Origin of the sequence: Stutzerimonas stutzeri (assembly GCF_013522825.1) — a bacterium.
Classification (GTDB): domain Bacteria; phylum Pseudomonadota; class Gammaproteobacteria; order Pseudomonadales; family Pseudomonadaceae; genus Stutzerimonas; species Stutzerimonas stutzeri_AK.
On sequence record NZ_JAAMQZ010000011.1, the window covers coordinates 35,638 to 50,060 of the forward strand.

14 protein-coding genes are annotated in these 14,423 nt (G+C 61.5%); 12 read left to right on the plus strand and 2 right to left on the minus strand.

The genetic code is table 11. From position 1 onward, the window contains the following. Window positions 1–220: 220 nt before the first annotated feature. From G7020_RS08965 to G7020_RS09010, 10 genes are all read left to right on the plus strand, one after another. Window positions 221–1,135: a DUF3577 domain-containing protein gene (locus G7020_RS08965; RefSeq protein ID WP_181083846.1), complete on the plus strand. Its 915-nt coding sequence runs from the start codon at window positions 221–223 to the stop codon at window positions 1,133–1,135. Window positions 1,136–1,288: 153 nt separating this feature from the next. Then, a complete protein-coding gene (locus tag G7020_RS08970) occupies window positions 1,289–2,116 on the plus strand; it encodes a DUF932 domain-containing protein (RefSeq protein ID WP_003296474.1) in 828 nt (275 codons plus the stop codon). A gap of 98 nt (window positions 2,117–2,214) precedes the next feature. Then, window positions 2,215–2,907 carry a DUF3275 family protein gene (locus G7020_RS08975; RefSeq protein WP_003296475.1) on the plus strand — a complete coding sequence of 231 codons (693 nt, stop codon included), beginning with the start codon at window positions 2,215–2,217 and terminating at the stop codon, window positions 2,905–2,907. An 89-nt stretch (window positions 2,908–2,996) separates the two neighbouring features. Continuing rightward, window positions 2,997–3,338 carry a hypothetical protein gene (locus G7020_RS08980; protein ID WP_003296476.1) on the plus strand — a complete coding sequence of 114 codons (342 nt, stop codon included), beginning with the start codon at window positions 2,997–2,999 and terminating at the stop codon, window positions 3,336–3,338. 83 nt (window positions 3,339–3,421) lie between these two features. Further along, window positions 3,422–4,078, plus strand: a complete 657-nt coding sequence (locus G7020_RS08985) for a hypothetical protein (protein ID WP_181083848.1) — start codon at window positions 3,422–3,424, stop codon at window positions 4,076–4,078. Between the two features lie 66 nt (window positions 4,079–4,144). Further along, the gene (locus G7020_RS08990) at window positions 4,145–5,254 is read left to right on the plus strand and encodes a DUF6094 domain-containing protein (protein ID WP_181083850.1); all 1,110 of its coding nucleotides are present in this window, start codon (window positions 4,145–4,147) and stop codon (window positions 5,252–5,254) included. Between the two features lie 55 nt (window positions 5,255–5,309). Further along, the gene (locus tag G7020_RS08995; protein ID WP_015879475.1) at window positions 5,310–5,630 is read left to right on the plus strand and encodes a hypothetical protein; all 321 of its coding nucleotides are present in this window, start codon (window positions 5,310–5,312) and stop codon (window positions 5,628–5,630) included. A gap of 86 nt (window positions 5,631–5,716) precedes the next feature. Further along, window positions 5,717–6,025, plus strand: a complete 309-nt coding sequence (locus tag G7020_RS09000; protein ID WP_106763505.1) for a hypothetical protein — start codon at window positions 5,717–5,719, stop codon at window positions 6,023–6,025. Between the two features lie 96 nt (window positions 6,026–6,121). Then, window positions 6,122–8,407 (plus strand): helicase-related protein, encoded by a 2,286-nt coding sequence (locus G7020_RS09005; protein WP_181083852.1) that lies wholly within the window; start codon window positions 6,122–6,124, stop codon window positions 8,405–8,407. Between the two features lie 130 nt (window positions 8,408–8,537). Next, window positions 8,538–9,317, plus strand: coding sequence for a competence protein CoiA (locus tag G7020_RS09010; protein ID WP_232068225.1), 780 nt, complete (start codon window positions 8,538–8,540; stop codon window positions 9,315–9,317). A 69-nt stretch (window positions 9,318–9,386) separates the two neighbouring features. Here the strand turns inward: G7020_RS09010 and G7020_RS09015 are convergent, their stop codons facing one another. Beyond that, window positions 9,387–11,201, minus strand: coding sequence for an ATP-dependent helicase (locus tag G7020_RS09015; protein ID WP_015879479.1), 1,815 nt, complete (start codon window positions 11,199–11,201; stop codon window positions 9,387–9,389). Further along, a complete protein-coding gene (locus G7020_RS09020; protein ID WP_015879480.1) occupies window positions 11,188–12,975 on the minus strand; it encodes an ATP-dependent nuclease in 1,788 nt (595 codons plus the stop codon). Before G7020_RS09020 ends, G7020_RS09015 begins: the two co-directional genes overlap by 14 nt. A gap of 225 nt (window positions 12,976–13,200) precedes the next feature. Here G7020_RS09020 and G7020_RS09025 point away from each other — a divergent pair, with 225 nt between their 5' ends. Further along, window positions 13,201–13,764 carry a PilL N-terminal domain-containing protein gene (locus G7020_RS09025; protein WP_015879481.1) on the plus strand — a complete coding sequence of 188 codons (564 nt, stop codon included), beginning with the start codon at window positions 13,201–13,203 and terminating at the stop codon, window positions 13,762–13,764. Further along, entirely contained in the window at window positions 13,761–14,420 is a 660-nt protein-coding gene (locus G7020_RS09030) for a hypothetical protein (protein ID WP_015879482.1), read from the plus strand. The genes G7020_RS09025 and G7020_RS09030 overlap by 4 nt, the downstream gene beginning before the upstream one ends. The last annotated feature ends 3 nt before the right edge of the window (window positions 14,421–14,423 follow it).

Below are 14,423 nucleotides of genomic sequence, written 5' to 3' on the forward strand. Positions count from 1 at the left end.
CGACATGCCAGGCAACCATCGGTCTTCGAGGTTGCGGCGCGGCACCCGCCGCGTGACCGAGCCAGTTCGCAACGCATCCCTCCGTGCGAACGACCATCGGCTTGCCGGTGGTGGATGCACCTTCCTAGTCCATTCGCCTTATCAACCCACCGCGGGGTTACGCACCCCCCGCGCAGTCGGGTCCGGTGTGTCTCCGCTTCATTCCCATTGGAGATTCACCATGACCAATACGACTTCCAACGCGAAGAGCTACTTCGATCTTCACACCGAGGGCTACGCCCGCTTGCAGCGTGTCCGGGAGGTTCCTGTCCGTGGTGGCCGCCGTGCGCAGCCGTTCCTGGCTTGCACTGTCGCCGCACTCGTCGGATCCGCCAAAGACCCCGTCACCCGCTACTTCGACGTCAAAGTCTCCGGTGCCGACGCCAAGAAATTGGTCGAGGGTTACATCGGCGTCGATGACCCGAGGCAGCGTCCGCTGGTCAAGTTCCGGCTCGGCGATCTCTGGGCCGATGCTTTCATCCGTACCAGTGGTGACCGCAAGGGCGATCCGGCAGCCAGTCTCAAGGGCCGACTGTTGAAAGCCGAACTGATCGATCGTGCCGAACTGGCGCAGATCAAGCAGTACGAGCTGATCACCCGGGGTATCGGTTATCTCAACCGTCCGCGCGAGGTTACGCCGAAGGATGGCGATCCGTTCCTGTCGTGCACCATCGGGGCGCTGGCCGGCCCGGTCGATGAGCCGGATTACCGGTACATCAACACCATCGTCGCCACTGCGGACGCCCAGCATCTGGTGCGCCGCTGCGTACAGGCCATCGAGGCCGAGCGCAAGGTGCTGATCGCCTTCCGTCTCAACGACATGAAGGCCGATGCGTACCTCCGCACCAAGGGCGAGCGTGCCGGCGAACCGGCGGCGAGCCTGGAATCCAAGCTGATCCACATCGGCCTGATCAAGATCGATGGCCAGCAGGTCTTTCCGGCCGCCGCACCGGCGCCCGTTTCCGAGGGCGCTGCGGCGACCGAGGATGCGGATACCGCCGATGGCACCGTCGAGGCGCCGACCGCCGAGTCCGTTCAGGACGAACCCGTGCCGGCACCCGAGGCCGAGGAACCCGCACTCGCGGCTTCCTTCTGATCCACCCCCGCAAGGCCCCATTCCGGGGTCTTGCTTCTTATCCCCAACCTGCCTGCAGGCCACTGACGTGGCGCGTGGGCGTTCGTCTTTTCATCCCCGCAGTCCGTTCCGCACCGTGCGGATTCGGCTGCATAACAATCCCAGGAGAATGCCATGTCTCTCGCATCCCGTTTCGCACCGCGCTCACCGGTACTGCGCTCGGACCGTCCTCTGTTGGACGACCAGATTCGCGCCGTGGTGCCGTCGATCTTTGCGGAAACACCACACGAAAGCCGTTCCCAGCGGTACAGCTACATCCCGACGGCCACCGTGCTGTCGGAACTTCGTCAGGAGGGGTTCCTGCCCTTCATGGTGTGCCAGACACGTGTCCGCAACGAGGACCGCCGCGAGTACACCAAACACCTGATCCGCCTTCGCCACGCCAGCCAGATCAATGGCGACGAAGCCAACGAGATCATCTTGTTGAACTCGCACGATGGCACCAGCAGCTATCAGATGCTGGCAGGTCAGTTTCGATTCGTCTGCCAGAACGGGCTGGTCTGCGGCGACACGTTCGCGGACATCCGCGTGCCTCACAAGGGCGATGTCGCGGGCCAGGTCATCGAAGGTGCCTACGAAGTCCTGAAAGGCTTCGAGCGGGTGCAGGAAGCGCGCGAGAGCATGCGCGCGATCACGCTGGAGGCCGGGGAGGACGACGTTTTCGCCCGTTCGGCCCTGGCGCTCAAGTACGACGATCCGGACAAGCCCGCGCCTGTCACGGAGAGTCAGTTGTTGGTCCCCAGACGCTGGGACGATCGCAAGAGCGACCTCTGGTCGATCTTCAACCGCGTCCAGGAAAACCTCGTCAAGGGAGGGCTGACCGGACGCACTGCGAACGGCCGCCGCCAGCGTACCCGCCCTGTACAGGGTATCGATCAGAACCTGCGCCTGAACCGCGCCCTCTGGATGCTCGCCGAAGGCATGCGCCAGTTGAAGTCCTGAGCCACTACTCGGACCTCGCCCGTCAGGGCGGGTCCATTTTCTTCCTGACCCGTTGCGCGCCGCGCAAGACGGTTCCATTCATCACAAGGAGATACGCCATGGCTACAGCAGCCGTTCAATCCGATCCGCCCCTCATCGTCCGCGGCCAACTCGCCATCCGCACCATCCCGGGCCGCAACGGACGGTTCACGGTCGGTCGCCTCACGACCCGCCTTGGACTGTTCCATGTGAAAGACCCGGAACTGGAGCAGTACCCCGAAGGGAAGTACGAGGGTGAGTTCGTCATCCGCTACATCTATCCGAAGGCCTATCCGGTTGGCGATGGCATGCGCTTTGAAATCCGCGCCAACCTGGACGGCATGACCCTGTCGGGCATCGACAAGCTGAGCAAGGCCGAGGCTCGCGCCTTCGCCGCACAGGACGTCGATCCGCTCGATGAAGAGCTGGGCACGCCACCGGCGACAACGCCGGCAGCAGCCGAGAAATCCAAGTCCCGGTCCAAGCCGGAGCCCGCGCCCGTGCAGGCATCGAAAGACCCGCTGGTCGATACCACGCCATTCGGCGTCGATACGCCGTCCGCCACCGTGGCCGCTTCGGGTGGTCCCGAGAGCGACGACGCGGCGCTGTTCGGCATTCTCTGGCCGTTGGAAGAGTCGGTGAAACTCGACTCGACCATCGATCGCCGCACCCTACGTCTGCAGATCGCGCGGCTCAACCAGTTGGGCTATGCCTTCGACGCCACGGCCCAGCAATGGAACCTGCAACTCGCACCCGAACCGCAGGCTGCCTGATCGTCCTGCCGCATCCGCGGCATTTCATCCACCCGCCGGGGCGACCCCGATGGGGAGGTTCCCGGCTATTTCAATCGAGGAGCTTCACCATGAGTCGGCACTACTTCGACACATTCCACAAAGGATTTCCCGTCACCGTACTACTCGGCTGGGATCGGCCGATGAACTACTTCTTCTTGGTCATCGAGAAGCCAACCGAGTTGATCGACGACACCATGAAGGTCGAGAGCGACGACTTCTTGTACAGCAATCTGCACGAGAGCGATCCGTTCAACCATGACCTGGACTACTACCGTGAGGTCTTACGTCATTTTCAGATCCTTGTGCCGGAAAGCCTGTTCATCGAGGTCCAGCACGACGCTGAGAGAAATGTCGGCAACCGCGTAGTCAAGCATCAGGCCGACGGTTCGTTCACCGAACGTGAACTCTGAGTAGTCCGCGTTCTTTCATCCCTAACGGGGCATTCACTGCCCCTGCGGGTGGTGGTGCCCCTGACTTCATTGAGGACTCCACCATGTCTGCACCTTCATCCCCACAGTTGCTGTACCGCATCGACGAATGCGGCGACGTGATGGCCGATGCTTGCGTCTGCGGCGAAGACGGCGATCTGGTCTTTCTATCGGTCTGGGCGCGGGACACCGCGATCCAGCAGTTTCTCGCCCGGCTCACCTTGGGCCGCGACGAGGATGGACTGGACCAGTTCCATCTCGTCACCGACCAGGGCGGCTCCGTGCCCGTGTTCGTTCCCTCGGTCGAGCGTCTGGAGAAGCGCTTGACCCGCAGCTATCGCCGCACCCTGTTCGGGTCGCTCGTCAATCTCTGGCTGTTCGATCGGCGCTGCATCCGGCCGGACAAGGCCACCACCAGCGCGCTCGCACTGTTGCCGCACGCGGCGGCCGATCCTACGTCGCGCCTCTGGCTGCTCGTCAAGGAGACGTGCCCGCTGCCCTTGCTGGATCACTGGCAAGGGACGGTGCTGGCACTGCTGCGAGACCGCGACATGCTCCGCGACCTGCCGACGGCCCTCGGGCCGCTGCGTGGATTTCGTCTGGGGCTGGACGTGCCAGCGCTCACCGAAGCGCTGGGCAGCCTGATCCGCCAGGGCGTACTGACCGCCCATCCGCTCCCGCAGCCGGCGACCACCCAACGGTCGCTGGAAGCGGTGGCCTGACCCACGGCAGGTGCGTGTGACCGACACGCACCCGCTTTCCTTCATCCCCGCTCCAGGAGATTTCTTATGGCACTCATGTTCCCGCGGCTCGCCCGCAACTTCATCAAGGCTGGATATTTTCCGACCGACGAGCCCACGCTCGAAAGAGCGCTCAGCGCACTGGCGCCCGGCGACGGGCCGATGTGCATTCTCGATCCTTGTGCAGGCGAAGGCGTCGCCATCGCGGAGGCTGCGCATGCCCTCGGGCGTGACCAAGTCACCGCCTATGCGGTGGAGTTCGACCCGGAGCGCGCCAACCATGCGCGTCTGCTCGTCGATCACTGCATCCAGGGCGACCTCATGGACACCCTGATCGCACGCCAGAGCTTCGGTTTGCTGTGGCTCAACCCGCCATACGGGGATCTGTCCAAGGATGCGAACGGCAACATCGGCTACGACGGCAAGGGCCGCGCACGGCTGGAAAAGCTGTTCTATCAGCGCACGCTGCAACTGCTGCAGTACGACGGCATCCTGGTTTTCATCGTCCCGCACTACGTGCTTGACCAGGAACTGGTCGGTTGGCTCACGCGGCACTTTGCCGATCTGCGCATCTACCGAGCGGTGGATACGCAGTTCAAGCAGGTGGTCGTGTTCGGTCGCCGGGTCCGCCAGCGCGAGCTGGTGGGCGATGAGGTCAAGAACGTCCGTGCTCGCCTGTTGCAGATCGGGCAAGGCGACCTGGAAGCGGAGGAACTGCCACCCGTATGGCCATCGCTTCCGTATGTCGTCCCTGTCGCCCAGCACGAGCCGGAGCATTTCTACCGTCTGAGCATGGAGCCGGCGCAGTTCGCCGACGAAGTGCAGCGCCTGCATGGTCTGTGGCCGTCGTTCGAGACGCATCTGGGTGCCGCCCAGCAGTCCTTGCGCCGCCCGGCGCGCGCATTGTCCCAGTGGCACCTGGCACTGGCCCTCGCGGCCGGCGCGATCTCCGGTGTCGTGCAGTCGAAGAACGGCCGCACCCTGGCCGTGAAAGGCGACACCTACAAGCAGAAGGCGACGACCACCGAATATCGCGAACGCGATGACGGTTCAATCGCAGAGACACGCATCCTCACCGACAAGTTTGTCCCCGTGATTCGTGCCTGGGACTTGTCCCCGGACTCGGCCACCCTCGGCCGGATTCTCACCATCCACTGATCGCATCGGGCGGCTCGCCGCCTTGCTTCATTCATCCACCAGAAGGAGAACTCCCATGCTTTCGCGTTTGTTCGCGCGGCGCGAGCCGCAAGCCCGTCCGTTGTTCGCCCTCGGTTCGCTGAGGTTGAGCGAGAAGGTGCACTGGTTGGCCAGCAAAGGCCTCATCGATCCCTTGCCTTATGTGCAGCGCCATGTGCGCGGCGATTGGGGCGATGTCGACGAGACCACCCGCCAGGTCAATGATGTGGCACTCGACCAGGACAATCCCATGATCTCTCGCTACAGGATCACGCCGCAGCTGCTGCTGATCGTGATGACCAGCGAGGATCACCGCACCACCGTGGTCCAACTGCCCGAAGAGCAGTCCTCGATCTAGCACCAGCCCATTTCATCCACCCACCGGGGTCATGTCGCCCCGATGGGGACGCCATGGCCCTTTCTTTCATCGAAGGAGCTATCACCATGGCAACTGTAATGTCCATCAGCGCGGCCCCCAATCTGCGCTTCTCGCCGGGCGCGACGGTCATGACCGTCGGCGTGGCCAATCTGGTCGAACAGGGACGGCTCAACCCGAGCCCGTACCTTCGCCGCCACCTCAGCGGCGACTGGGGCGACCTCGACGAAGACGATCGGCGATCGAACGATGCCGCGCTGGCATCGGGCGAGGCCCGGTTGCTCTCTTCGTACCAGGTCGATCCCGATCTGAAACTCTGGATCATCACTGAGTGGGACCGCAGCGTCACGACGCTGTTGTTACCCAGCGAGTATTGATTTCCGGGCGGCTGCGCGCCGTCCACCCACCTTCACCCCCAGGGGCATCCATCGCCCCTGGGGGCGGTGCATGCCCCATTTTTTTGGAGCATCACCATGACCATGCAACTCGAAGCGGCCCCCGCCGCACCTTCCATGCCCGCCACGGGCGATCTGTTCAACCCTGCGGACAGCGAAAGCGATCTGTCTTTCAGCCTGCAGGATTTCGTCACCGAGTTTGGGGATGAGTTACTCGACTCCCTCAACCGGGCCAATCCGCCCGTTTACAACGGTGTGCCGCGCGCCAACCGCCAGCTCGTCCTCGCCAGTCTCAAGCGGCAGTTGTTCCCCGCCCAGGCCGAGGTCGTCCATGCGGCCGCCGAACTGCTCGTCAATCAGGGCGAGCGCGCGGCCATCGTCAATGGCGAGATGGGGACGGGGAAAACCACCGTCGGCATCGCGCTAGGGGCGGTGCTCAACGCGGAAGGCTATCGCCGCACGCTCGTCCTCAGCCCGCCCCATCTTGTCTACAAATGGCGGCGCGAGATCCTCGAAACCGTCGCCGGTGCGAAAGTCTGGGTGCTCAACGGCCCGGACACATTGCTCAAGTTGATCAAGCTGCGCGAGCAGTTGAACGTGCCGGCCGAAGGGCAGGAGTTCTTCATCATCGGCAGGGTCAGAATGCGGATGGGATTCCACTGGAAGCCCGCCTTCGTCCGCAAACACACCCGTTACGGCATGGTCGGCGCCTGCCCGCACTGCGGGACGGTGGTCACTGATCTCGACGGCGAGCCGGTCAATGTTCTGGAGCTGGAGGCGGAAGAAATCCGCCGCAAGTGCAATGTCTGCGACGGCGCACTCTGGACGCTGATGCGGCCGCGCAGCCTGTCGGGCAGTGATCAGTCCTCGGCGGTGCTGCGTGCGCTGAAGAGAATCCCGACCATCGGCGAGGCCACGGCCAACAAGCTGATGAAGACCTTCGGCGATTCGTTCCTGGCGTCGATGCTCGGCGACAACCTGCACAACTTCATCAACCTGATGGACGAGCGCGGGGAGTTGGTGTTTTCCGACCGGCAGGCGCAGCGCATGGAACGCGCCATGTCCTCAATGGAGTTCGGCTTCGGAGAAGGCGGCTATCAGCCCTCGGAATATGTGAAGCGGTATCTGCCGCAAAGCACCTTCGACTTGCTCATCGCAGATGAAGCCCATGAATACAAAACGGGTGGATCGGCGCAGGGCCAGGCGATGGGCGTCATCGCAGCCAAGGCACGCAAGACCGTACTGCTAACCGGTACCCTCATGGGGGGCTATGCAGACGATCTCTTTCATTTGCTGTTCCGGGCCTTGCCCGCGAGGATGATCGAAGATGGTTACCGCCCGAGCGCCAGCGGCAGCATGAATGCCGCTGCCATGGCGTTTATGAGGGACCATGGTGTCCTCAAGGACATCTATTCCGAGAGCAACGGGCCGGCCCACAAGACCGCCAAAGGCTCGAAGATCACCGTCAGAACGGTCAAGGCACCCGGGTTCGGGCCGAAAGGCGTACTGCGCTGCGTGCTGCCGTACACGATCTTCCTCAAGCTCAGAGACATCGGCGGCGTGCTGCCGCCGTATGACGAAGAGTTCCGGGAGGTCGCCATGGATGCCGGGCAGGCCGACGCCTACCGCAATCTGGCCGCCAGCCTGACGGCGGAACTCAAGGAGGCCCTGCGCAAGCGGGATACCACCTTGCTGGGCGTAGTCCTCAATGTGCTGTTGGCGTGGTCCGACTGCTGCTTCCGGGCAGAAACCGTGCGCCACCCGCGTACGCGCCAGGTCCTGGCCTTCACACCGGCCCAGTTCAACGAGCTGGAGATCATGCCGAAAGAGCGTGAGCTGATCGACATCTGCCGCGAGGAGAAAGCCGCGGGTCGTAAGACCCTGGTGTACTCCGTCTACACCGGCACGCGCGATACCACCAGCCGTTTGAAGATGTTGCTGGAGCAAGAGGGTTTTCGGGTGGCGGTACTGCGCGCAAGCGTGGATGCCTCTCGCCGCGAAGACTGGATTGCCGAGCAGCTCGATCGCGGGATCGACGTCCTCATCACGAATCCGGAACTGGTGAAAACCGGCCTGGATTTGCTGGAGTTCCCCACGATTGTGTTCATGCAGTCGGGGTGGAACATCTACACGTTGCAACAAGCCGCGCGCCGGTCATGGCGGATCGGCCAGAAGCAGCATGTGAAGGTGATCTACCTGGGGTATGCGGCCACGTCGCAGATGACGTGCTTGGCCCTGATGGCGAAGAAGATCCTGGTATCGCAGAGCACCTCCGGCGACGTCCCGGAATCGGGGCTGGATGTGCTCAACCAGGACGGCGATTCGATCGAGGTCGCCCTGGCCCGGCAACTCGTCGCGGCCTGATACTCTCGTTCATGCCGGCGTCCCTCTGGGCGCCGGCTTTTTTTATTCCTGCACAGTACCTTCAATCGTCGCCATGACGCCCAGCGTCGGGGTCGTTAAACTGGGCGGACATACGCAGATCTCGAGGGGCATGATGGTCATGGTGATCGAAGCAGCCTACGCGAATGGCACTGGCGTCGCGAATGCACTGCGCATGTCGCAGGCCCAGTGGCTGGGGCTGCAACGGAACTATCACGTCGGCGATCTGCTAATGCCATGCTGCAATGCTCCAGCCGTCCCCAAGATCAGTGCCAATGGCCATCCTTTCTTCGCGCATCTAAGCGGTGCCTGCAGCACTTCCGAAGAAAGCCAGTGGCACCTCGCGGCCAAGATACTGGTGCGCAGCGTTTTGGAGGATCTTGGTTGCCGAGCCTCGGTTGAGGTTCCAGGGAGCAGCGAAACCAGCCGCTGGAAAGCCGATGTCTGGGGCGAGCGTGGCGAGGCCAAGTTGGCTATCGAGATCCAAAGGTCATATCAGTCGCTGCGTGACTACCGTACCCGGCAAAAGAAATATCGGGCCGAGGGCATCAAGGCGCTTTGGTTGCTAAGACAAGAGAGATACAGCACTCTCACGAGGAGCATGAGCAAGGAGCGACTGCGGACCGAGTTCGGAGGAAAATTCCCTCCAGCCGGGCACTTCGGCCCATGTCTCGCAGATGTGCCTATAGCAATGCTCGAGTTGGAGCCGACCACCACGATCACAGGTGCTGGATTTTTCACCGCCAGTCTTCCGGATTTACTCGAAGCAGTGCTTAGTGATCGCTTTCTTTGCGTAGATGGTCTTTGGTGCATCGACAACCTAGATGCGATGTCTCGTGCCGCCCAACTTGCGCGCGAACGTGCCGCAGCCCAGCGCGCGGCAGATATTTAGTTAAGAACCGGTATTAACTCATCCGGAGCCCATGCGATTCGGATACAGCCCCAACCCTTATATAGTCGCTCAGAGGTTCGCAGCACGCATTCGTGCCTCTAATTCATCCAGGAATGGTGAGCGCCCATGGCGCATCGGACCATAGCGCCCTTCAACGAATCCCGAGTACAGCATGTGAACCTCGTCGCGGGCGCGTGTGAGTCCCACATAGAACAGCCGGCGACTCTCGCGCAACTTCTCTGGACTCAGTTTTCGCCATGGCAAACTCCCATAGTCGAGACCGACCATAATGACCACGTCGTACTCGCATCCCTTAGCGGAATGAAGTGTCAGCAGGTTCAGGTGATCCGGCGAACCATCACGTCCGCCCAGACTCGCAATGTCCAGCGTAGCCAGCGCGCCACCTTCGGCAAGCGCCGCCGTCATGCGATCCAGTTGTTCCTTCTGATCGGCAAGCGACGATTCAGCAACCAACAGACGATCCAAGATGCCGTTGCGCAGTGATGCGACAAAATCACGTGCGGACTGCTGATCGGCGCGCAACGCCCACAACAGAGCGGTTAGCTCCTGCCCCTCGCGTCGAGCCTGCGCATCGTCCAAGTTCGCTCGATGAAATGCGAGATAACGGTCGATCAATCCACGCAGTTGCGGACGCGCGATACGCCAGCCACCCGCACACCATGCGGCGCAGTCTTCTACCCAACTCGTCAAGGCAACTTTACGGTAAGGCGCGGCGGTGTCCACGCGGATATAATCGAAACCGCCGGCTGCCACGGCCTTGGCCACAATATCGCCTGCGCGATAGTCCGTATACAAGATTGCGATATCGCCCAGCGTTCGTCCTGGCTTGGAGTCCAAGGCCACCGGAATGATCTGCGCGACGGCGTGTGCGGCCTGATCTGCGAGCCCATCAGGGCACAGCACAAACTCGATAGTCGCCTGACGGGTCGGGTCGTTCGCCCGATAGCCACGATCCTCACCCAACGCCATTTCTGAAGCGCTGACAATGCCTGCCCCTGAGCGATAATTCAATTGAAGTCTGACCGGCTCGATGTCTTCACGCTCAGCTAGCTCCATGAGCAACGCGCCATCGGCCCCTGTGAAACCGTAGATCGACTGGTCTGCATCACCGACTGCGAACAAGCGCACGCCACCATCAAAAGCCAGGCGCTTGACGATGCGATGGAGTGCAACCCCCAAATCCTGATATTCATCTACCGCCAGCACCGGAAATTTCGCCTGCACCAGAGGCAGTACCCAATCATGCTCAGCGATCAGGCGCTGGCCATAGACCACCATGTCGTCGTAGTCGATCAGCCCCCCTTGGCGCAGTGCCGCCTCGTAGGCTTCGGCCCAGGCGGCAAGTTCTTCCTCGCTACGCCAGGCAACGCTGTTTCGGTTCAGTACGGATCGGCGATGCCGTCCAAGATCGATAGCTTTGTAAGGATGGTTGGCCCCAAAGAGCTCGTCTCCGGACTGCCTGATCAAACGATCACTCACTCGCTGGGATGCCACTGAGAGGGGAAACTGAATCGGTAGATCAGCTAAGCGTCCATATGGCATCAACAGATGGCGTAGGCAGAATCCGTGGACGGTGCCGATGAACAGGTTTGGCGCCTCCCGCAGCCCCAACATTTCAAGCCGACGGGTTAATTCGCGTGCGCACTCTTGACTGTAGGTGATGCACGCAGCACCACGCGGTGCCTGCACGTCTTCGGCCAAGATGCGAGCCAGCTTCAGCACAAGCGTCTTGGTTTTTCCGCTTCCAGGGCCGGCGAGCACCACGCAATGTCCCTGGGAGTTGTACGCCGCCAACTGACCAGGATTTCCGGCCAGCTCGGCAGCCTGGGCCAGGTAGGCTGTGCTGAAACTACGCGACGGCATTGCGGATATGCTCCAGCGCGGAACGGATGTAGTGCGGGCAAGTATCCTCGGACACTGAGCGTGCAAGGGCCTGAGCGAATCGTCCCTTTCCGATTCTTTCGATAAGCTTCAGCAGCCGTTCTTCATCGACCTGGTCTAAGTCATCCACCCACTGCTGCAATGCTTCTCGGGTTGCTTGCCTCAGTTGCGGCAATTCCTGCTGAATTACATCCCGCATCGACTCAGCCAACCCACCGGCGAACAACTCCGTTTCCAGTGTGTTCTCGTTCACGAAGTATCCGAACTCCTCGGCAAGCTCAATTACGTCATCTGTCTCCATCTCCGAGTGGTCGTACTCGTCTTCAACCACGTCAAGAAGATTGATCAGTCGCCGGCGAACCAGCGGAGCCTTGCCATTGACCGGATCATAGTCCGTCAGGATGACATGAGGAATATCCAGTCCTTCAGGGCCTAGGAGCTTCACATACGGCGTGAAGTTAGTTCCGCCAACCGAGCACACGGTAATCCCAAGCATATCGAGGTGGATATCAAGCGCCTCAGCGAACGCGGGGACCAGGAAACGCTCTGCGTCGCCTTCGACCAGAATGACCCCCCGAGAAAAGAAAATCTCGCCACGCGTGACATCAATGTAGCGCTGTAGATCTTCTTCATCCCTCTGTGTGAACGGCGCATTCGCAGTTGAAACGGCGACAGTCTTGCCTGCCCCCACGTCATGACGTAGCAGAACGATGGATCTAATCGGCGTAACGCTTGCAATGTGTGGGGAGTGAGTTGTAAGGATCGTTGTTAGCGGAGCATCTTCCTCGTTTTCATCCCCTCCGGTGCCAAGGAAATAACGATAGACAAGGCGCTGAACGTGCGGGTGCAGGTGCGCTTCGGGCTCCTCAACCACAAAGAATGTATGGTCACGTTCTCCGTCAGACACGAGGCGGTCGAGTTCGAGGCTCTTCAATGCCAGGAAGATCAGGTTCGCGGTTCCCAGACTAGCGTCACCGACGCCGCGAATTCCATTGTCAATTAACAATCGCAAGCTGCGAAGCAGCGCATCCACCCGAGTTGGAGCGAGTCCAAGCGACACAGGCACAGCATGCTGCTCACCAGCAATGGAGATCAACCGCTCGCTGATCCGGTTCGCCGTCGCAACCACTTGGGCGTGGCCAGCTAGTTCCCGCTGTGCGTCGTCAACCTGATTTTGAATCTCCTCACGGGCGTCTTCGTCCAACGACTCGGCAAGATCTTCGATGAGGGGTCTCAATGGTGAATTGCGCCAACTCGCGAGATCCTTCTCAGCATCACGCAGTGCCACCTGGACGTCTATTGGCAACATGCGGCGAAACGCACTACCGACGTGCATTTCGGGGTCGTTACCACCAAAGATCACATACTCATAGTCTTTCAACGATTCCGGAGCGCGTCCCAGTCCGGCTTTGGGCTGGAAGCGATAGGTGAGACGGGCCGTCATGGGTGGGCCTGGATCAATCACACAATCGTTGAGATGAGCCATCAACCGCGGGTTATCAGTGAAGTCGGTCAAGTCCACCGAGACTTCGATGATTTTACCGATCTTGTCTTCAACCAGGCCATCCCAGAAGTGCTCTATGCTCAATTGCCGGTCACGCTCGGACAATCCTGGGTCGAGAATCAGCTGTAATCCACGAATGAAGTTACTTTTTCCGACTTTATTCTCACCAACGATAACGATGCTATCGCCAGTCTTTATATCAACATCCGAAAAATTGGCGAAATTGATCAGCCTAACGCGTGAGATCCGCATGCACACCCCCTGCAATATGTCTTACGAATAATATCAGCCCATCGTCGGCAACACCGTTAGTTATTCACCGCCTTCCCTACAAGCCTGCGCTGACTCAACCTCCGAAGACTCATACTTCCAACCTACACCCGCGAACAAAGCGATCCAAGACTCTTTCGTATTCTTTGCTGAACGATTCGGTCTGCCCGGCGAAGGTATCGGCTCATCGCCATCGAGAGCCGAACCATGCCAGCAACCCAACTTCTACGGCGCCTGACCGGCAGCGGCCTGCTGATCACCGCTGTGTTGAGCGGCGGCTGCGCCACCACCGCCGCACCGCCCGTTGATCCTCTTGTCGAGGAAGCCGACACAGCGCCGCAGTCACCTGAACTGATTCCGGTGGTGCGCTATGGCCGCTACACGCTCGTGGAGCTTGTTCCCACCGCGGCCCAGCGTGACCTGCTGCTGCAGGTCATCGACGTGGCGATGCCAGCGGATGCCAGAGCGACGGTGGGCGACGGCCTGCGCCACGCACTCCAGCGCAGCGGCTACCAGCTTTGCGAGAACGCCCATGCGGTGATCGAGCTGTATTCGCTGCCGCTGCCGGCGGCGCACCTGTATCTGGGGCCGATGACGCTGCGCGACGCACTGCTCACGCTCGCCGGGCCGGCCTGGGATGTACAGGTCGATGACAGGGCGCGCCAGATCTGCTTCGTTCCTGCCGGCGAGCCCTCCGCAGATCCCGAGACCGACACGCCACTGGCCGCGCCGGTGCAGACCTTTCCCATCGTCGACGGAGGCCAGCCATGAGCGCAGTGGCCCATGCGTCGCGTTCGCGCGCGGCCTTCGTGCTGTACCTGCTGCTGTGGGCCTGGATGGTCGGACTCAGCGCACTGGTGCTCGTCAACTTCCGCGTTGCGGGCGACCTGGCCGGTCAGAGTCAAGTTGATTCGGCCTTACGCCAACTGCAGGTGCTCGAAGGCCGGCTCGCCGAATTCGCCGACGACGTACAGACGCTGCAAGCCCGCCCCGAAGCGGCGACCACGGCAGCTTTGCAGGAAGCTTTGCAGGACACCCGCCAGCGCCTCGAAGCCGACATCGCCCGTCTCGAACAGTCGCTGGCCGGCTACGCCACCGAGGCGGCCCTGCAGACACTGCACAGCGAGGTCGAGCAGCTCAAGGCACAGCGCCAGACCGCCGCGCGCACGCCCGCAGCGCCGCGTCCCGCCAGGGCGACGACGACGGCACCGGCACAGGTGCCGTTTCCCTTCCGCTTGATCGGTGCGGAACTGCGCGCCGGGCAGCGCGCCGTTTCCATCGCCCCCGCCACCGACCCGCTCTCGGCCGGGCAGATCCAGGTGCTGCTTCCCGGCGAGCATGCCGGGCGCTGGCAGTTGCAGACCATCGACGGCAACACCGCCGTGTTCCAGGCCGGTGACCAGACGCGCCGGCTGGCGATTCCTTGATCG